The 18787-nt window shown below is 67.5% G+C and carries 18 protein-coding genes; 10 read left to right on the top strand and 8 right to left on the bottom strand.

Annotation, left to right across the window (positions count from 1 at the left end):
- The first annotated feature begins 57 nt into the window (after window positions 1–57).
- The 5 genes from NOV65_RS03185 to NOV65_RS03165 all read left to right on the top strand — a co-directional run bounded on the left by NOV65_RS03185 (window position 58) and on the right by NOV65_RS03165 (window position 5154).
- Window positions 58–573, top strand: a complete 516-nt coding sequence (locus tag NOV65_RS03185; RefSeq protein WP_257304232.1) for a hypothetical protein — start codon at window positions 58–60, stop codon at window positions 571–573.
- Window positions 574–582: 9 nt separating this feature from the next.
- Window positions 583–1770 (top strand): alanyl-tRNA editing protein, encoded by a 1188-nt coding sequence (locus NOV65_RS03180; RefSeq protein ID WP_257304230.1) that lies wholly within the window; start codon window positions 583–585, stop codon window positions 1768–1770.
- Window positions 1771–1773: 3 nt separating this feature from the next.
- Entirely contained in the window at window positions 1774–2619 is an 846-nt protein-coding gene (locus NOV65_RS03175) for an alpha/beta hydrolase (RefSeq protein ID WP_257304228.1), read from the top strand.
- Window positions 2620–2623: 4 nt separating this feature from the next.
- Window positions 2624–3784 (top strand): cysteine desulfurase family protein, encoded by a 1161-nt coding sequence (locus NOV65_RS03170; RefSeq protein ID WP_257304226.1) that lies wholly within the window; start codon window positions 2624–2626, stop codon window positions 3782–3784.
- A gap of 110 nt (window positions 3785–3894) precedes the next feature.
- A complete protein-coding gene (locus NOV65_RS03165) occupies window positions 3895–5154 on the top strand; it encodes a hypothetical protein (RefSeq protein WP_257304224.1) in 1260 nt (419 codons plus the stop codon).
- 16 nt (window positions 5155–5170) lie between these two features.
- Here NOV65_RS03165 and NOV65_RS03160 read toward each other — a convergent pair whose 3' ends face one another.
- The gene (locus NOV65_RS03160) at window positions 5171–6145 is read right to left on the bottom strand and encodes a YheT family hydrolase (protein WP_257304222.1); all 975 of its coding nucleotides are present in this window, start codon (window positions 6143–6145) and stop codon (window positions 5171–5173) included.
- A 24-nt stretch (window positions 6146–6169) separates the two neighbouring features.
- Window positions 6170–6730, bottom strand: a complete 561-nt coding sequence (locus NOV65_RS03155) for a hypothetical protein (RefSeq protein ID WP_257304220.1) — start codon at window positions 6728–6730, stop codon at window positions 6170–6172.
- Between the two features lie 182 nt (window positions 6731–6912).
- Here NOV65_RS03155 and NOV65_RS03150 point away from each other — a divergent pair, with 182 nt between their 5' ends.
- The 3 genes from NOV65_RS03150 (at window position 6913) to NOV65_RS03140 (ending at window position 10180) form a co-directional block, all read left to right on the top strand.
- Window positions 6913–9165, top strand: coding sequence for an NADP-dependent malic enzyme (locus tag NOV65_RS03150; protein ID WP_257304218.1), 2253 nt, complete (start codon window positions 6913–6915; stop codon window positions 9163–9165).
- Between the two features lie 120 nt (window positions 9166–9285).
- A complete protein-coding gene (locus tag NOV65_RS03145; RefSeq protein ID WP_257304216.1) occupies window positions 9286–9669 on the top strand; it encodes a DUF302 domain-containing protein in 384 nt (127 codons plus the stop codon).
- A gap of 64 nt (window positions 9670–9733) precedes the next feature.
- The gene (locus NOV65_RS03140) at window positions 9734–10180 is read left to right on the top strand and encodes a PAS domain-containing protein (RefSeq protein WP_257304214.1); all 447 of its coding nucleotides are present in this window, start codon (window positions 9734–9736) and stop codon (window positions 10178–10180) included.
- Here NOV65_RS03140 and NOV65_RS03135 read toward each other — a convergent pair.
- Genes NOV65_RS03135 through NOV65_RS03125 form a run of 3 tightly spaced genes read right to left on the bottom strand, consistent with a single transcriptional unit; the run spans window position 10177 to window position 14026 of the window.
- Window positions 10177–10974, bottom strand: a complete 798-nt coding sequence (locus tag NOV65_RS03135) for a SirB1 family protein (RefSeq protein WP_257304212.1) — start codon at window positions 10972–10974, stop codon at window positions 10177–10179. The genes NOV65_RS03140 and NOV65_RS03135 overlap by 4 nt on opposite strands.
- Complete coding sequence (locus tag NOV65_RS03130; protein WP_257304210.1) at window positions 10974–11471, bottom strand: hypothetical protein; 498 nt, start codon at window positions 11469–11471, stop codon at window positions 10974–10976. Before NOV65_RS03130 ends, NOV65_RS03135 begins: the two co-directional genes overlap by 1 nt.
- A complete protein-coding gene (locus tag NOV65_RS03125) occupies window positions 11468–14026 on the bottom strand; it encodes a SpoIIE family protein phosphatase (protein WP_257304208.1) in 2559 nt (852 codons plus the stop codon). Before NOV65_RS03125 ends, NOV65_RS03130 begins: the two co-directional genes overlap by 4 nt.
- A gap of 25 nt (window positions 14027–14051) precedes the next feature.
- On the opposite strand from NOV65_RS03125, the gene NOV65_RS03120 reads away from it, so the two are divergent.
- Both NOV65_RS03120 and NOV65_RS03115 read left to right on the top strand, forming a co-directional pair.
- Window positions 14052–14786, top strand: coding sequence for an SDR family oxidoreductase (locus NOV65_RS03120; protein ID WP_257304206.1), 735 nt, complete (start codon window positions 14052–14054; stop codon window positions 14784–14786).
- On the top strand, window positions 14783–15451 hold the full coding sequence (locus tag NOV65_RS03115) for a radical SAM protein (protein WP_257304204.1): 669 nt from the start codon (window positions 14783–14785) through the stop codon (window positions 15449–15451). The genes NOV65_RS03120 and NOV65_RS03115 overlap by 4 nt, the downstream gene beginning before the upstream one ends.
- Window positions 15452–15454: 3 nt before the next feature.
- Here NOV65_RS03115 and NOV65_RS03110 read toward each other — a convergent pair whose 3' ends face one another.
- From NOV65_RS03110 to NOV65_RS03100, 3 genes are read right to left on the bottom strand one after another with little or no spacing between them, the layout of a single operon-like run.
- Window positions 15455–16327 carry a DUF2911 domain-containing protein gene (locus NOV65_RS03110; RefSeq protein WP_257304202.1) on the bottom strand — a complete coding sequence of 291 codons (873 nt, stop codon included), beginning with the start codon at window positions 16325–16327 and terminating at the stop codon, window positions 15455–15457.
- A complete protein-coding gene (locus NOV65_RS03105) occupies window positions 16320–18248 on the bottom strand; it encodes a site-specific recombinase (RefSeq protein ID WP_257304201.1) in 1929 nt (642 codons plus the stop codon). Before NOV65_RS03105 ends, NOV65_RS03110 begins: the two co-directional genes overlap by 8 nt.
- 38 nt (window positions 18249–18286) lie before the next feature.
- Complete coding sequence (locus tag NOV65_RS03100; RefSeq protein ID WP_257304199.1) at window positions 18287–18781, bottom strand: hypothetical protein; 495 nt, start codon at window positions 18779–18781, stop codon at window positions 18287–18289.
- Window positions 18782–18787: the final 6 nt, after the last annotated feature.

The following is an 18787-nucleotide window of genomic DNA, read 5'->3' as shown; positions in this document are numbered from 1 at the left end:
CCAGCCTAGCGCGTCCCGTCTGCGCGTAGGATAGGACCATCCCTGGCGAGGCTGGTCATGAGGCTCACTTCCAAGACTGTCTTTCTCGGGCTGCCTGTCTTCGAATTGGCGGTGGCGGAGGTTGGTGCGAGCCCCCACCTGAAGGGACCGGCCCGCGCCTGGATTGCCATCGGGGACATCGCCCTCAGTCCCTTCCTGGCCATCGGCGGCCTGGCCTTCGGCACAGTCTCGTTCGGAGGCCTCGCCCTGGGTGGCCTGGCGATCGGTGGTTGCGCCATCGGCGGGCTCGCACTGGGCGGTTGCTCGATCGGAGTGTGGGCGGCAGGCGGGCTGGCGCTCGGTCTCCAGGCGGCGAAGGGAGGCCTGGCCGCCTCGCCGGGCTATGCCCTGGGCGGCGCGGCCTTCGGACCCCGGGCCAACACGCGGGAAGCTGCCGCCTGGTTCGCCGCAGCCCCCTTCTGGATGGTGCCGTCCGGGCGCCTCTTCCTCCTGCTGCTGCCACTGGCGCTGCTGCCGGTCCTTGCCCAGCCACGCACCGTGACAGAAAAGGACCGGGGAATCACTCCGAGGTAGGCTGGTCCCATGGATACGATCCCCGCCTATGAACGCGACCCCTACCTCACCACCCTGGAGACCCGCGTGCTCCGCGCCGGGGAGGAGCAGGGCCGTCCCTTCACGATCCTGGAGGACACGATCCTCTACCCCGAGGGGGGCGGCCAGCCCAGCGACCGTGGGATGTTGCGTGGCGTGGCGGTCCTGGATGTCCAGAAGCTGGAGGGTGAGATCCGCCACTACCTGGCTTCGCCCCTTGTGGAAGGGCCGGCCTCGCTGGAACTGGATTGGGTCCGCCGCTTCGATCACATGCAGCAGCACACGGGCCAGCACCTGTTGACGGCCGTGGCCCAGGATCAGTTCGGTTGGGGCACCACGGCCTTCCACCTGGGGGCCACCGTCTGCGACATCGAACTGGACGCGGCCGCGATCTCGCCCGCGGAGATGGAGCGGTTGGAAGCGGCCGTGGCCGCGGAGATCCGGGCCCATCGCGAGGTCAGCACCCGGCGCGTGAGCCCCGAGGCCTACGGGCAGGAAGCTGTGCGTTCCCGAGGTCTGCCGGAAGGCCACACGGGCGACATCCGCCTTGTGCAGATCGCCGGCGTGGACCTGAACACCTGTGGAGGCACCCACCTGCGCCACACGGGCGAGATCGAGGCCCTCAAGCTGCTGGGCACCGAGTCGATTCGTGGGGGCACCCGGCTCTTCTACGTGGCAGGTGGTCGGGTGCGGGCGCGGTTCGGCGCCCATGAGACCCGCAACGCCGCCCTGCGCGCGCTGCTGGGCGCGCCGGATGAGGAGCTGGTACCCGCCCTCCAGACCAGACTGGATCAGCTCCTGGCCGCCGAGCGCCGCGTCCGCAAGCTGGAGGAAGACCTGGCTGAGGTCCAGGCGGCGGCCTTGGCTGCGCGGCCGGAGGCACTGGTGGAGGCCCATGCCGGGGGCCGCGACATGGCCTTCCTCCAGAAGGTGGCGCGCCAGGTGCTCGCGGCGAATCCCGCCAAGGCCGTGTTCCTCACGGCCGATGCGGGTGGGCTGGGGCTCTTCCTGCTGAGCGCGGGGGAGGCCTCCGCGCTGGATGTGCCCACCCTCGGCCGGGCCGTGGCGGCGGTTCTCGGCGCCAAGGGCGGCGGCTCGGGAAGGAACTTCCAGGGCAAGGCACCAGACTTGGCAGCCCGGGTCGAGGCTTTGGCCTGCCTCCGGGCGAGCGAGGGCTGAGCCATGGTCCGGTCCTGGCCCCTCTGGATCGTCAACTTCCTCAAGCTGGTGGGTTGGGGATTCGGGCTCTACGCGGGGCTCTGCCTCGTGGCCTTCCTGACCCAGCGGCGCATGATGTACTTCCCCGATCGCGAACCCGAGCCGGAGGCCGTTCAGCGGGCTGTTGGCGGACGCGTGGTCCCCTGGCGGGATGCGAAGGGGAGCGTGCTCGGCTGGCGGCGGGCGGCCAGGTTGGGCACCCCCAGGGTTCTCGTCCTGCATGGGAACGCCGGTGACGCCCTGGGTCGTGCGGACTACCTACGGGTGATCGAGGCGGCGGGCTTCGAGGGCGTGCTGCTGGAGTACCCGGGCTACGGTCCCCGGGAGGGCGAACGGTCCGAGGCCTCGCTGGTGGCCGACGCTCGCGCGGCGCTGCGCCAGCTGAAGGCGGAATCCGGCGCGCCGGTGTTCCTGCTGGGGGAGAGCCTCGGGTCCGGTGTGGCGGTGCAGGTGGCTGCCACTGAGCCGAAGCTCGTGGCCGGGCTGCTCTTGGTCACACCTTTCGCCCGGATGACGGAGGTGGCCGCGCGGCACTACCCCTACTTCCCCATGAAACTGATCCTGCGGGACCGCTGGGACAGCCTGGGGGCCATCCCTGGCTATCACGGCCCGGTGGCGATCGTGGTAGCGGGGCGGGATGAGGTGGTGGGTGCCGCGCAGGGGCGCCGGCTGGCCCAGGGCTGCCCGGGACCCGTCCGCACGTGGGAGATTCCCAGCGCCACCCACAACGAATTGCCCCTGGTCCCAGGGCGGCCGCCCTGGTCTGAGGCGCTGGCCTATCTCCGCAACCGGGCGGGGATGGGACAATGACTTCATGGACCTGATCTACCTCGACCACAACGCCACCACGCCCCTCGATCCCGAGGTCTTCGAGGCCATGCGGCCCTGGTTCACGGAGCGCTTCGGCAATGCCAGCGCTGCCTACGCGCTGGGGCACCTGTCGGATGGCGCGGTGGTGGCGGCCCGGGAGCAGGCGGCCGCGCTGGTGGGCTGCACGCCCGCAGAGATCGTGTTCACCAGCGGCGGAACCGAAAGCCTCAACCACGCGTTCCGCGGGGTGTGGGAGGGCGTCCCTGCGAAGCGCCATCTGGTCACCACCGCCGTGGAGCATCCGGCCGTGCGGGCCCTGGTGGGCTGGTGGAAAGGGCAGGGCGGCGAGGCCACGGATGTGGGGGTGGATGATGCCGGCCACTTGGATCTGGATACCCTTGAAGCAGCCGTGCGGCCAGATACAGCCCTGGTGGCCGTCATGGCCGCCAACAATGAATCGGGGGTGCTGTTCCCGGTGGCCGACGCGGCCCGCATCGCGAAAGCCCGGGGGGCCCTCTTCCTGGTGGATGCCACCCAGGCCATGGGCAAGATCCCGGTCGATGCCGGTGCCTGGGGTGTGGACCTGCTCTGTCTCAGCGGTCACAAGTTCCACGGGCCCAAGGGCACGGGCCTGCTCATGATCCGCCGCGGCGTGCGTCTGAAGCCCCTCATGCTGGGCGGCTCCCAGGAGCGCGGCCGGCGCGGGGGTACGGAGAACGTCCCGGGTCTCGTCGGCCTGGGCAAGGCGGCGGAACTGGCGAAGGCCCGGCTGCCGGAGATGGCCCGCGTGCGCGGCCTGAGGGATGCCCTGGAGGCCCGGATCCTCGCCGATATCCCCGACGTGCGCATCCATGGCGCGGCGGCTGATCGGCTGCCGAACACCTGCCTGGTGGGCTTCGCGGGCATCGAGGGCGAGGCCCTGCAGCTGAAGCTGGCGGAGCATGGCATCTGTGTGTCCACCGGCAGCGCCTGCAGTACGGGCATGCGCGAGCCCAGCCATGTCCTGCGGGCCATGCATGTCCCCGACACCTACGCCCAGGGGACCGTGCGCTTCAGTCTGGGGCTAGGCACCACCGCCGCCCAGATCCAGGTCCTGGCCACCTTGCTTCCTGGCGTGGTGGCCGGCCTCCGGCGGGGCCTGGGAAATGCCGCATCGGCCAGGTAAAATGAACGAATATTTAATATTTTCATGATTATTTGAATCGATTCTGAGTGGCATGATGGTTGAGACCGGTGGGAGGCTGGGCTACTCCATCCCCCGGGTAAGAGGGCCGCATGGCCATGGGACTTCTCAAGCGTTTCGCTCAAGCACTCAAACCTGCACCGGTGGAATCCAACGACCAGCGGTGGCGGGCAGCGGCTCCTCTTGATCGGGGCCGCCTCGGCGAGGCCCGCCTGGCGCTGGATCATCGGGGGCGCGGTCTGGCTCTGTGGGAGAACGGCGGCAGCCTGTGGACCATGCCCATGGGACCGGCCGCTTCCCCGGCACTTTCGCGACTCCCATTCGGCGAGGGGGTGAATCCCAGGCTCGCGTTGAACCCCGAGGGCCGAGGCCTTGCGGTCTGGCTGGCGGACCTGGGGGAGGAGCGGCAGATCCTCGGCAAGGCCCTGGGAGCTGGCGAGGACCTGGGGCATGTGGTGTTCCGGACGCCCGGATTGGTCCGTCACCTCCAGGTCGCGGTGGATCGCCGGGGAGACGCACTGGTGGTGTGGCTCCACGAGAAGGTGGGCCGGATCGAAGTCATGGCCCACTCCTTCAGCACGCGGGGAGAGGCCTGGGAGAAGGAACCTGTCATCCTCGGCCTTCCCTCGGATCCGATGGCCTCGCCCCGACTGGCCGCGAATCAGCGGGAACACGCCATGGTGTTGTGGGAGGGCCAGGACAGCCTGTTCGAAGGGCTACTGGCCAGCCATTACTGGCCCTCGGACCGGATCTGGTCTGATCGTCCCGTCCCCGTGGTGGCGCATGCAGCCCATCACCATCAGGTGGCCATGGACGATCACGGGAATGCCCTCGCCTTGTGGATCCACGCCCCCTACGGCCAGCGGGGCGCCCTTGAGGCAAGTTTCTACAATGTCCAGGAGGGCGATTGGAGCGAGCCCGTCACCCTGACCACGTCCCAGGAGATCTCCTCCCCGCGGCTGATCATGAACGGGGAGGGCGAGGCCCTAGCCGCCTGGTGCCAGCGCGAAAGCGGGGGGGTGTCCCGGCTGTTCTCGAAGGCCTTCAGGAGACGGGCCTGGGAACCCGGTGTGGAGTGTCTTGACCAGGACGAGGGGCGTCCCCACGACTATGCGCTCGACATGGGGCCGGACGGACGCGCGGGATTCCTGGTGGTCCAGCGCGGGGCGACCGGGGATCACGTCTCGCTCCGCACCCGCCAGGGTGTCTGGTCCGCCCCCAGAATCATGGGCTCGGCTCCCGGTTCCATCTGCGAATCTCCCAGGCTGGCCATGTGCCCCCATGGAACCTCCGTCCTCTGGACCCAGGGGACGGGAGACGAGAAGACGCTGGTCCTGGTGGACTCCCACTGATCGCACGGGGTGGCGCTCACCCGCGGAGCAGCTCGCGGATGTAGTGGTCGACCGCATAGGGCAACCAGCGATGCCCGGGGAGCTCGCGGCTGAGGTAGCCCATGTGGCCGCCGCAGGGCTCGATGTGGAGGTGGACGGCGGCTGAAGGCTCGGCCTCGGCGGCGTGCCGCCAGGGGATGAAGGGATCGTCCTTGGCCATCAGGATCACGGTGGGAACCGCGATCTTCGAGAGGTGGTGGCGGGCCGAGCAACGGGCGTAGTAGTCGTCGGCGTCCCGGAAGCCCGCGGCCTTCGTGGTGTAGGCATCGTCGAACTCGCGCAGACTCATGAAGGGGCCGGTCCGGTAGACGTCTGGAATGAGGCCATCTTCCACGCGTTGGCGGATCGCCTTGCGGCAGCGCTTGATGAAGCGCAATTCATAGAGCCGGCTGAGGCCGGTGTGGATGCTGGAGGAACAGGCGCCCAGATCCACAGGCGGGTTTACGGCGATGGCGAAATCGGGTTGCGCGGCGGGTTCCGGCAGGCCGCCGCCCAGGTTCAGCAGCAGCGCGTTGGCCGAGAGGGAGTAGCCGATGGCCAGCTGGCGCAGGTGCGGATGGCGCTCCCGCGCGGCAGCGAAGGCCGCGCCCAGATCCTCTCCGGAGCCGCTGTGGTAGGGCCGTTTCGCCAGGCCTCGGCCCTCGCCGCAGCCCCGGTGGTTCACGGTCCAGACGTGGTGGCCGAGCTTCCGGGCCAAGGCGATGCTGCGGCGCACGTAGTGGGCCTGGTCGTCCCCGCCCAGGCCATGGAAGACCATCACCAGCACATCGGTCTCGCCGGGAAAGTGGCGCCCCGTGAGCTGGTCGCCATCCGGCAGCGGGATGCGGAAGGGCTTCGAAGGATAGGCCGAGGGCTCTCCGGGAAGGTAGTTGCCGAGGATGGTCTGGAGGTGCCCCGAAGATGCCCACCAGGGTGGTCGGCAGGAGAGGGGCGGTGGGGCCAGCGGGCGCATCCGCCTAGTTTGCCTGACCCCGGCTCAGTCGTTCCGCTTGAAGACGAGCTTGTAGCTGAACGGATTATCCAGTTTGGGGTGGGTGTAGGTCACCTGCAGGGCCAGCGAGTTCCCATCCTTCCGCATGGAGTAGACGTACTTCAGCGTGTGGCCGTCGCCGATGACTGTCTGGATCATGGTGGGGCCATCCTTGGTGAGGGTGGCCTTGAACACGGTGTCATCGCTGCGCTTCCAGTCGCTTTCCGTGCCGTCCGCAGGCGTGTCGATGGGTCGCTCCCGGCCCATGGTCACCGAGAAGCTTTCCCCCGCCAGGATGTCCAGTTTGTTGAACTCCTTGCAGGCCGACTGGAGCTTTTTCTTCCAGTAGAGCTTCATGGCGAAGTTCAGATCCTTGACGTGGGCTTCGATCTGCTCGTCGAGCTTGTCACTTTGTGAGGCCGCAAGCGTCCATTCGCCATCCCAGTCGACCTTGGCCTCCTTGACCGGCTCGGCGGCCTTGGCTGGTGTCTTGCCGGGCGCCTTGGCCTTCTGGGCCAGGACAGGAAGGGCCAGCAGGCAGGGCAACAGGAAGGGCAGCAGGCGCATGGAGGCTCCGTGATGGGGGTGGTTGGATCCTAATCCAGCCCGGCCCACCGGGAAAGCATCTCTTGTGACCCGTGCAACAACGGGGGGGATTGATGACCTTACAGGCATGATCGCGTATGACGAGGTGTAAGCTTGGTGGCATTCAGCCCATAGACAGGGCACTCAATTCAAGGAGTGTGGCCATGAAACGCAAGCAGGAAGCCCTCGATTACCATTCGCAGGGACGGAAAGGCAAGATCGAGGTCGTCGCCACCAAGCCCTGTTCGACCGCCCGCGACCTGGCCAACGCCTATACCCCAGGGGTGGCAGAACCCTGCCTGGAGATCGAAAAGAACCCCGAGGACGCCTACAAATACACCGCCAAGGGCAACCTGGTGGCCGTGATCTCCAACGGCACCGCCGTGCTGGGTCTGGGCAACATTGGGGCCCTCGCCGGCAAGCCGGTGATGGAAGGCAAGGGCGTGCTCTTCAAGCGCTTCGCCGACATCGACGTGTTCGACATCGAAGTGAATGAACTGGACGTCGATCGCTTCTGCCAGGTGGTGAAGGCGCTGGAACCCACCTTCGGCGGTGTGAACCTCGAGGACATCAAAGCCCCCGAGTGCTTCGAGATCGAGACCCGACTGAAGAAGGAGATGAATATCCCCGTCTTCCACGACGACCAGCACGGCACGGCCATCATCAGCACCGCGGCCCTCATGAACGCGGCCGAGCTGACCGGGAAGAAGCTGGGCGATATGAAGGTGGTGTTCAGCGGCGCGGGCGCCGCGGCCATCGCCTGCGCGAACATGATGATCGCGGCAGGCGTGGACCTGAAGAACCTGTGGTTGTGCGACACCAAGGGACTCGTCTACGAGGGCCGCACGGAGGGCATGAACCCCTACAAGGAGAAGTTCATCAAGAAGTCCGAACACCGGACGCTGGGCGACGTCATCGTCGGCGCCGATGTCTTCGTGGGCTGTTCCAGCAAGGGGGTACTGACGCCCGACATGATCAAGGCGATGGCCAAGAAACCCATCGTTTTTGCCATGGCCAACCCTGACCCCGAGATCGACTACCCCACGGCCAAGGCCACCCGCGACGACATCATCATGGCCACGGGGCGCAGCGACTACCCCAACCAGGTGAACAACGTCCTGGGCTTCCCCTTCATCTTCCGCGGCGCCCTGGACGTGCGTGCCTCAGAGATCAATGAGCCCATGAAACTGGCCGCCGCCAAGGCCCTGGCCGCGCTGGCCAAGGAGGAGGTGCCGGATTCCGTGGTGAAGGCCTACTCCGGGCAGAAGTTCAGTTTCGGGCCTGAATACATCATCCCCAAGCCCTTCGATCCCCGCGTCCTGCTGTGGGTGGCCCCTGCCGTCGCCCGGGCAGCCATGGAGACCGGCGTGGCCAAGCAGCCCATCGCCGACATGCAAGCCTACAAGGAGCGCCTGGAAGGACTCCAGGGGCGCAGCAAGGACGTCATCCGCAGCGTCATCCACCGGGCCAAGGCCAACCCCAAGCGGGTGGTCTTCCCCGAGGGCGACCATCCGCTGATCCTCCAGGCGGTTGCTCAGATGGTGGAAGAGGGCATCTGCATCCCCATTCTTCTGGGCGATCCCGCCAAGGTGAAGGCCGTGGCGGCCGACCACGGCATCTCGCTGGGCGGCATCGAGGTCCTGGATCCCGGCACGGTCACCTGGCGCAAGGAGGCTGAGGATGCCTTCCTGGAACTGCGGAAGCGCAGGGGCGTCACCCGCGATGAGGCCGGGCGCAAGGTGCGGGAACGCATCTATTTCGGGGCCATGATGTGCCGCATGGGCAAGGCCGACGGTCTGATCGCGGGCCTGACGATGTACTACCCCGACACCATCCGGCCCTGCCTGGAGGTCATCGGCACCCGCAAGGGCGTCAAGCGCGTGTGCGGTGTCTACACCATGGTGTTGAAGAACCGCGTGCTGTTCTTCTCCGATACGACCATGAACATCGAGCCCAACAGCGAGGAATTGGCTGAGATCGCCCTGCTCACCGCGGACCTGGCGAAAGACACCTTCAACATGGAGCCTCAGGTCGCCATGCTCTCCTTCTCCGATTTCGGCAGCGTGGACCATCCCCTGGTCCGCAAGGTCCAGAAGGCCGTGGAAATGGTGAAGGCCCAGCGTCCCGGCCTCAAGTGCGACGGTGAGATGCAGGCGGACACCGCCCTGGGCGATGGAATCCTGACCGAGAACTACCCCTGGGTGGACCTCCCGGGCGGGCCGAACGTGCTGATCTTCCCCGACCTCACCAGCGGCAACATCGGCTACAAGCTGGTGCAGCGGCTGGCGGGCGCCGAAGTCATCGGTCCCATCACCTGCGGCATGGCCGCTCCAGTCCACGTACTCCAGCGGCACAGCGACATGAACGACATCATCCATCTCACGGCGCTGACCGTGGTGGAGGCGCAGCAGAAGTAGCTGCCGGTCATCTGATTCAGCAGTCAGCAGCGGGGGCCTTCGGGCCCCCGCTTCGTGATAGGGTTGCGTCCCGGAAACCCGCGGCTTCAGGGCCGTTGTGGCAACCACTGGAGGTGGAAGATGTACTACATCGTCGAATCCGATAAACCCTTCGAGCAGGCCTCGACCGATCTGGAGGCCGCCGTGACGGCGGGGGGCTTCGGAGTGCTCCATGTCCACGACCTGGGGAACACGCTGCGCAGCAAGGGTTTTCCCTTTACCGAAGCCTGCCGCGTGTTTGAGGTGTGCAACCCTGGCCAGGCGGCCAAGGTCCTCGGTCTCGACCTGCGGCTGAACATGGCGCTGCCCTGTCGCATTTCCGTCTACACGGAGCAGGGGAACACGCGAATCGGGCTGATCCCCCCGTCCGACCTGCTTGCAGGGCTTTCGCAGGATCCGGCGCTGCTTCCCATCGCACATGACGTCGAGGCAGCGTTGATCAAGATGGTGGACGCGGCCCGGTGATCGACAGCGACCAACTGTCGGTCATCAGTGTGAGGGGAGCGGTAACCAGCAGACCGGAGCTGCGATGGCAAATGTCCTGTGCGCCTGGTGTGGAGCCCTGATTGGGCAGAGCGAAGCTGCGGACTCCCACGGCATTTGCTGGGCCTGCTATCGCGAGTTGCGGGGGATTCCAGACCTCTCTGAGAGGGAACTGGACGGCCTCCCTTTCGGGGTGATCGTTCTGGCGGTGGATGGGACGGTTCTCAGCTACAACCGCGCGGAAAGTGAACTCGCCAAGCGGGAGCCCCTGAGTGTGATCGGACGGAACTTCTTCACCGAGATCGCCCCGTGCACCTCGGTCCAGGCCTTTCTCGGTGCCTTCCGGGAGTTCTGCCAGGGGAACGAACCTTCGCGAACCTTCCAGTTCACCTTCCCCTTCCTGGACGGCCCGGTCCGGGTGGAGATCGTCTTTCTCCACAAGGGGGAGGATGTCACAGTCGCTATCCGGAAATGCCTCGGCCAGGGCGCCTAGCCTGAGGCTTCCAACTGCTGGAGCCAGGCTTGGATCTCGGGGTCCGGGTCCGGGCTGAGGCGCAGGGCTTCGCGGAGGTCGCGCAGGGCGGGTCCGGGCTCATCCCGCTGGAGATGAACGAAGGCGCGCTCCTTGTGGGACCGCGAATCTCCCGGATTCAGCAGGATCAAGTGGGTGGCCGTCCACAGGGCCTCTTCCCAGTCCTCGGCGTGCATGAAGCGCAGGTGCAGGTTGCGCACCAGCCGCACGAGGATCTGGCGATCCGTGGCAGGGCTCAGCATGTCCCGGTGGAAGGCGATCCGGCCGGCGCTGGCGGCCTTCACCAGGGCGGCTCCGCCCTCTTCACCCACGGCGCGCCCATGGTTGAACGGATCGAAGCAGAGCAGGGCGTGTTCGGTGCGCAGGCCGGCAATGAAGTGCCCGGGCAGTCCCACGCCCACAGCGTCGAAGCCCAGTCGTCGCGCCAGATCGATCCACAGGATGGACAAGGCGATGGGGAGGCCCTTGCGCCTCGTCACCACGGCGGGGAGCAGCGCGTTCAGGGGGTCATCGTAGGTCTCCCGATCGCCCTCGAAGCCCAGTTCGACGAAGAGCAGGTGGTTCAGGGCCTCCAGGGCCTGGTGGGTGTTCCAGGGCAGGGGCATGCGGCCTGCGAGGGTGAAGGCCCAGTCATTCAGTTGCATGATCACCGGCGCGGGGTCGGGGTCTTCCAGGGCCGGGGCCACAGCATGGATCGCGCCTTCGGCCAGGTTCCGGCATTGCGGATCCAGGCGGAGGTATTCGAGGAGCGACATCAGCCCCGCCGGCGGATCACCGAGCGGGCCACCAGGGCGGCCGCCACCAGACCCACGGCGCCCCAGGCCCAGTTCATCCAGGAACTGGTGGCGGCTTGGACCTTCTTGGCCTCCTCCGCCTTCCGGGCATTCTCCTCGATCGAGAGCTTGGAGCGGACCTCCCGGGCATCCTTCACGGCCTTCTGCGCTGATTCCCGGGACGCCTGCAGGTCCTTGGCGGCGCCTTCCTGCTCCTCCTGGATGCCGAGTACCGCGACATGTTCATGGGAGCTGGCCTGGTTTTTGGGGGGCGTGCTCGCGGGCACCGCCTCGGTATCGTCGCTGCCGGAGACAGGGCCCTGGCTGTTATCCAGGGATTCCGTGAGCGCCTGGATGTCCTCGCGCAGGCCCTGCAGCACCTGGTTCTGGCGGTGGAGCTGGGCCCCCTGCAGCCAGAGCATGAGCAACTGGAGCGCCAGAAGGGAGGGAATGGTCCATCGGAGGGCGGGGCGGGTCATGGGTGCTCCCTACCCAGGATAAACAGAGTCCGGTCATCCCGGTTCTGGGTATCGAATGCCGCCACATCCTGGAAGACCGCTTCGCAGGCTGCCCGGGGGCTTCCTGTGCCCCAGAGACGGCGGAGCTGGTTGCACAAGCGGGCCACGCCGTAGAGTTCGCCCTCGTGGTTCATGGCTTCGGACAGGCCGTCGCTGTAGAGCACCATCCACCCCTTGGGAGGGAGGATCCCTTCGACCACCTCCCAGTCGCCGGGCCCCGCGGGGCGCAAGCCCAGGCCGCGGCCATGGGGTGTCATCTCGGTCGAGCAGTCCTCGGAGACCCCTTGGAGCATGAGGGCACCGGGATGGCCGGCCCGGGCCAGCCGATAGCGACCCTGCTCGTCCCATTCCAGCAGGACCAGGGTGAGGAAGCCCCGCTGTCCGAGCAGCTGGCGGAGGGTGTGATCCAGGCACCCGAGCATCTCCTCGAGGCTCTGGTCCTCCCGCTGGGCGGCCTGCTCCAGCAGGGCCGTGGCCTGGGCCATGTAGAGGGCCGCGGCGAGTCCCTTGCCGCAGATGTCTCCCACGGCCGCCAGCCAATTGCCGCTGGGTCGCCGCTTCACGAAGAGCAGGTCACCCCCGGTCTCCAGGGCGGGTTCCAGGCGCAGGGCCACCTGGAAACCCGGGATGGGCGGCAGATGCGAAGTGATCAGCCCCTCCTGGATGCGCCGGGCAGTCTCCAGTTCCTGGCTCAGGCGTTCCTGGGCCAGGAGGCGCTGGTGCATCACAGCCGTCTCCAGCACCTGCCCAGCGGTCAGGGCGACCTCGCGCAGGAGTTCGCGGTCCTCGCGGCCATAGTTCAGTTCGGCATACTTGCCACCCAGGAGTACGGCGCTGTGGGGGTGGTCCCCGGCGAGGATCAGCAGGAGCAGTTGGGCTCCCAAAGCATCCACGTGGGCGCGGATGCCTTCCCCTTGTTCGCGGATCCAATCAGCCTCTTCGCTGCCCAGGCCCAGCACCAGCTCGCGGTTCTCCCGGGCGAGGCGGAGCAGGCCCGGAGGCAGCCGCAGGGGCTGGGGCGGGAAGTGCACCCGCCGGTCGTCGCGATCCGTGGCCTCTGCGGCGGGCAGCAGGAGCTGGCGCGACTCGATGGGCAGCACGTCCAGGAACTGGGGCTGGAAGGCTTCGTCGAGGGCTCGGCGCAGGGACTTCAGCAGGGCCTCCTCGCTGAAGCGTTTCCGGGGTTCGCGCACCGCGCTCAGGGCGATCTCGCGGGTGCTGGAGAAGTCCCGGCGGAAGCGGCGGCGGATGCCCCTCAACAGGCGGCGCAAGGTCCAGCCCAGGGGCAGGGCCAGAAGGCCGATGAGGGCCCCCGCCCAGCCCGGCGGGATCGAGGATAGGTGGGAGAAGGCCCAGGCCAGGCCACCCAGGTAACCGGCCACCGTGAGGGCCAGGATGGCCATGTAGCTCACCCACCGCAGCAGCACTTTCCGCACCTCGAAGAGGCCGTGGCGGAAGATGGCGAAGGCGAAGCTCAGCGGCAGCAGCGGCGCCGGCAGCATGAAGATGAAGACCTGCCGGCGGAAGAGGAGGCTGCCCCCGTAGCGGGCCCGGAGCACGGTCCAGGCCAGCAGGTCCAGGCAGAGCACCGCCGCCACGATGAGGGAGGGCAGGAGGGCCCGGCGGCGGCGCTCGGGGACCTGGAAGGTTCCGGCCAGGAAGAAGCCCAGGCCGGCCAGCGCCGCTCCGGCGTAGAGCGGGATGGGCAGGAACCCAAAGACGTTCAGCGCGGCCTTGAGCACCCCTTCCGGCGGCGCGCCTGAGGGGGTGCGGAGCGCGCCATCACTGAGGGTGACCCAGAGCCGGACGAGGAACTGCAGCACGGCCATCAGCGCGAAGGTCCCATAGACGGCCTGGAGGAAGCGCCGGTTCTTCCGCAGGCGGAAGGGATGGGGGAAGCGCAGGAAGAAGTGGATCCACAGAGGGGGAAGCAGCGCCGCCGTGAGAGAGGCCATGATGTTCACAGCGATCCGCATGGCCATGGGCGCATTCAGTCCGACCGTGGCGCCGGACATCAGCAACGCCGTGGCCGCCAGGTAGAAGAAGTGCCGCGAGGTCTTGCGCTCGGGCGCTGACAGCACCACCAGCAGGCTGATGGCCCAGGCGAGGATGCCGTTCAGCAGCAGGGCCAGCTGTTCCAGGTCCAGAGGTTTCACCAGACGCAGGGGTAACAGGATCTGCCGGTCTTGGCGCTTCACGGTGTAGATCAGGATGGTGCCCTGGGATTTGGCATTGATGAACCGCTGGGCTTTGAGCGTGCCCTCCACCGTGGGTTCGAAGGCCCGACCCTGGATTTTCACCAGCTCGTCGCCCTCAAGGAGGCCCGCCTCCTCGGCCACGCCGTCTGGCAGGATCTCGCGGATGACGATCTTCCCGTTCTCGAGGATCCAGGAGCACTGGTCATCGGAGGCGGCGTACACCCACTGGTTGAGGCCGAAGGACCCCAACGCCAGCGTGAGGCAGGCGAAGCTGATCCAAAGCAGGCGCCAGCGGATGCGTTTGAGGTAGGGGTTCATAGGACCTTTGTGAAAGAATGCCCCGATGGAGCGGATCTCGCGGAACGAAAGGGCCTGCTGGGTGCTGGTGGGCGGAAGGCAGCGGCTGGGCCGGGCCCTGGCGGAAAATCTGGCCCGGGATCACGATCTGGTGTTGACCAGTTCAAGGCCCTGGGACGGCGAAACCTGGGTGAATGACTTGTCGAAGACGGCGAGGATCCGGACACTTGTCTGGAATGCGGAGAGCCCGGAACTGAACTCCCGCATGATGGCAGATCTGGAGAGCCTGAAGGCGGAGGGCTGGGCGATTTCCGGCGCCGTGCTGCTAGCTGGAACCTTCCCCGAACATCCCCTCGGCACCTGGACGCCGGACCTTCTGGAGGCCACCTGGCGCTTGAACCTGGGCTTCCCGTTCCTCTGCGCCCAGACCCTGGCGCCGCACCTTGTCGAAGGCGCCTGCCTCCAGATCCTGCTGGATACCTCGATTCATCGCCCCTGGCTCAAGCGCCTGCCCTACAGCGCCGCCAAGGCCGGGCTCGCCGCGTTGATACCAGGCCTGGCCCAGCTGCTTGCACCCAAAGTGCGGGTGGTGGGCCACGCGCTGGGAGTCCTGTTGCCAGCGGAAGGCAGCGATGGTGCCTTCCTTGCGGAGCGTACCCTGCTGAAGCGCATCGGTGAACCCGCCGACCTCGCCCGGGCTGTGCGTTACGCGGCCGACAGCCCCTTCCTGACAGGTGAGATCCTCACCCTGGATGGCGGGCGGCGCTGGGTGGACCGATGAAGTTCAAGGTTAATGAGATCTTCCATTCGATCCAGGGCGAAGGCGCCCGCATCGGGCGTCCCTGCCTGTTCATCCGCCTCACGGGCTGCCCGCTGCGCTGCTCGTACTGCGATACGGAGTACGCCTTCTACGACGGAACGATGCGTGAGCTGGAGGACCTTCTGGCCGAGACCCGCCAGCGTCTGGGCCCCCCCCGGACGGGCCCCAGTGCTCCCTTCGTGGAATTGACGGGCGGCGAGCCCCTGGCCCACCCTCAGGCACCCGAACTGTTGCGGGCCTTGCTGGGCCTGGGCTACGAAGTGGCCTTGGAGACCGCGGGCAGCCACGATCTGGCACCGGTTCCGCGCGAGGTGGTCAAGATCGTGGACCGCAAGACCCCCGGCAGCGGCGAGGTCCATCGCTGGCTCGAATCGAACCTCGAGCACATGGTCCCCGGCCAGGACGAACTGAAATTCGTGCTCTGCGACCAGGCCGACTACGCCTGGGCCAAGGCCTGGTGTGCCGAACGACAGGTGTGGGACCGGCTGGAGGTCATCTTCAGCCCTGTCTGGGGCAGCCTCGACCCGGCCTGGCTCGCCGAGCAGGTCGTCGCCGACGGCCTACCCGTGCGCGTACAGATGCAGCTGCACAAGGTCATCTGGGGGGCGGAGCAGAAGGGGGTTTGATCCCTACTTCCCGGCCTTCCAGGCCACCATCTCCTTCTCCAGGTTCTCCGTGTACTCCTTCGGGGCCTTGCCCTTGGAGAGGTCGATGGCTTTCTGGAGTTCGGTGATGGCCTCGGGCATGCGCTTGGCGTCCTTGTAGATCCGGGCAGCGGTTTCGTGATTCCAGAAGCTGTCGCCGGCCTTGAGGCTCTTCTCGATCCAGGCCAGAGCCTTCTGGGGTTCGATGGCCTGGTCCTGGCAGTACTTGGCGGCCTGGTACCAGGGCACCCAGTCGTTGTCCGGGGCCTTCTTGAGGGTGTCTTCCAGGTGGGCCCAGTAGATGGCCTTGGTATCGAACGCCACGGGGAAGCTCACGCGGAGGTTCTCCCAGCCCAGTTCCACGGTGGCGTGGCTGCCATCGGTGGGGATCACGCGATAGTCCAGATACTCCATGAAAGGCCCGGTCTGGGGCGTGGCCTCCCAGCGCAGCAGATCCTCCCCGGCTTTGTATTCGTAGGCGCCCCACTGTTTGGCCTTCTTGTTGAGGATGAGGGTCCAGGTCTTCTCGCCGGGAATGGCGAAGAAACCGTAGCTGCCCGCGGGAACATCCTTGCCGGCCACCTTGGCCGCATGGCTGAAGGTGATGGTGGTGGCGTTGTTGGCGCCGGCCCGCCAGACCTGGCCGAAGGGCACGAGCTCCCCCCAGATCTTGCGGCCCTTCACCGCGGGCCGGGCGAAGGCGAGGTCGATCTTGCTGATGCCGATCTCCTGCGACACAGTGCAGGCTGGGCTCAGGCGCAAGGGCGTCAGGCGCACGGGAGCGGGCTTGTCCTCCGCGCGCAGGGGGGCTGCGAGGGGCAGAGCGACCAGCAGAGTGGGGAGGAGCAACCTACGCATGGGAATCTCCTGGGACACGGCTGTCGAGGGTAGCACTCCGGCGAGGAGGGAGGAGGAACCGGCCTGGATTTCGGTTGAAGGCCTTGAGGATCTCCAGCCACAGGTGGCGGCTGGCCCGGCCGCTGAGGTCTCTGGCCCGCAGGGCCGTCCAGAGGGCCAGGGTGAAGGACACCGCGAAGTTCAGGACGCCGATGAGGCCGATGCCGAGCAGCCCCCAGACGACCTCCCGCCAGACCAGAGTGCCCTGGAACCAGAGGGTGGCCGAGCCCAGCGCCAGGGAGGCCGCCTGGAGGGTGACGTGGCGCACTTCCGCGTGGATGCCCGCAAAGGCGAAGGCCATGGGCACGAAGACGAGCAGGGCGCCCAGGGCGGTGTAGCCTGCGAAGCCGGCCAGGTGCCGATGGACGAAGCGGCCCAGGGTTTCCGCGCCGCCCGCTCCGAACCAGGACCGCAGACGGTGGTTCTGGGCCAGGGCCTCGGGCAGGCAGCGGTAGGCACTCCAGTTGGCGGTCCAGCCTGCGGCCAGGCTGGAGAGCCAGAGCAGCACGCCGGTGAGCGCCGCGAAGGCCAGCGTCCAGCCATGGAAGGGGTGCGTGGCCTGGAGGCCATGCAGGGCCGCTTCCTCCGCTATGGGTGCGTGGCCCGTCAGCCAGACCCAGCCGGCCACGAGACCTGCCGCCACGGGCATGGTGACCAGCACATTGCCCAGGGTGGCGATGACCTGGGTGCGGGTGATGGCGGCCACCAGCTCGACCTCCTGCGCCTGGCCGTCATCCTCCTCCAGGGCCCGCGCCAGGGCGGCCGCGGTCATGGCGGGCTGCTTGGAGGCCAGCGTGAAGCCCAGCAACTGCATGGTGCAGAAGCTCACCGCGTAATTGGCGGTCAACGAGACGCCCGAGACCAGGGGCGCCAAGGGCAAGGCGGAGAGGCCGATCTTGAACAGGGCCGTGCCCGCCGTGAGGAGGCCGCCGCCCGCGGCGGACCGGACCATGGCCCACCACTCGGACCGATTCCGGGCGATGTAGTGCTCGCCGGTTTCCCCCGTGTGCTCCACCACCTTGCGGGCCAGGCGCTTGACCGTGGTGCGCAGGAGCGTCAGCAGCCCGTGCTGGGCGGCACTGCCCCGCACCAACTCGGCGGCGAGGGCCGTGCCGTCCCCCTGACCCGCGGCGAAGTCCAGGATCTGGCCGATGCGGGCCAGCTGGGCTTCCAGCAGTTCGAGCCGGAACACCAAGTCGGTGGATACGCCCCGGTCATCAAGGCGGGCCTGGGCCTGGGCCAGGGAGGCGATGCAGGCAGTCCAGCAGGCCTCCCAGGCAGCCCGGGCCTCGGCGTCCCTGGGGCGTTCCCCGGCGTCGTGGACGACTTGGGTGAGGCGGAAAAAGGGGGAATCGACGTCGCTGCCCTCGGGATCCAGGGCCAGCAGGTCGCGGGACAGGCCCACGGCGGCGGCGCGGTGGGCCAACAGATGGGCGGCGTGCGCCCAGATCTCCGGGGGTGGGGCCAGCAGAAGCCCCCAGAGGGCCCGTAGGTCCTCGGGCAAGCCTTCTATCCAGGCCGCGTCAGCCTCCTCCAGGTTCAGCCGGTCCAGCAGGGCGTAGAGATCTCCCTCGGGATCCAGGCGGGGGATGATCCGGTCCACGATCCGCAGGAAGCCCTCGCCCATCAGGGTGGTACGGTCCGGCAGGCCCGTCTCTGCCAGCAGGCGGATGGCCGAGGCGTGGTTCCAGGCTTCAGACAGCGGGCCGGTGAGCCCGCGGAAGGCCAGGGCCGCATGGAGGCGCCGCAACCGGGTGGTCCGGTGGGCCTCGCCGTCCGCGACATCCACGGGCGAAGCCTCCAGCAGCCAGCGCAACAGGGGTTCCAGCCTCGGTTCACCGACGCTCAGCAGTGCATCCAGCCTGGGGTCGGACAAGGCCATCGGGACTCCGGAAGCCGAGTGTCCAGGGTGGCACAAGCCTAGAAATTGGACCCCGATCGATGGGAGGAGTTCCATCTAGATCTATTGAGGAACTGCTGCACAGCTTGCGGATCCACGGTGGCCGGCGTGCCGGACCAGGGCTGGGAGGGCCGCAACATCCCCAGCATGTCGTCCGGGCAACCCACCTGTTCGTAGAGGCGCTCAACCTTGACCGCCAACTGGGCGGCGGTGCTGTCCATGGCCAGGGCCTGACGCAGCAGCGCCTCACGCCAGCGGTCCTGGGCCTGGGACCAGCGGGCGCTGCCGGGCCTGGGGGTCTTCCCGGCGGCCTCGGCGCAGGCGGCCCAAAGGTGGGCCTCGAAGGTGGCGAGGGCGTCACCATCGAGGGCTTTCAACCGGGTCGCGGCCGGGCCGCCGCCGGAGACCCAGGCCTGGATTTCGGCGATGCCCAGAAAACCGAAATCGTGGCCTGCCACGATGTCATCCCAGTTGGGCTCGCCGTGGGTGGCGCGGAAGGCATCGAAGGCGCTCATGGGGAC

It is taken from the genome of Geothrix campi (assembly GCF_024609265.1).
GTDB classification, from domain to species: Bacteria; Acidobacteriota; Holophagae; order Holophagales; family Holophagaceae; genus Geothrix; species Geothrix campi.
Note: the sequence above shows the minus strand (reverse complement) of the source record. Positions and strands in the feature narration are given on the sequence as shown.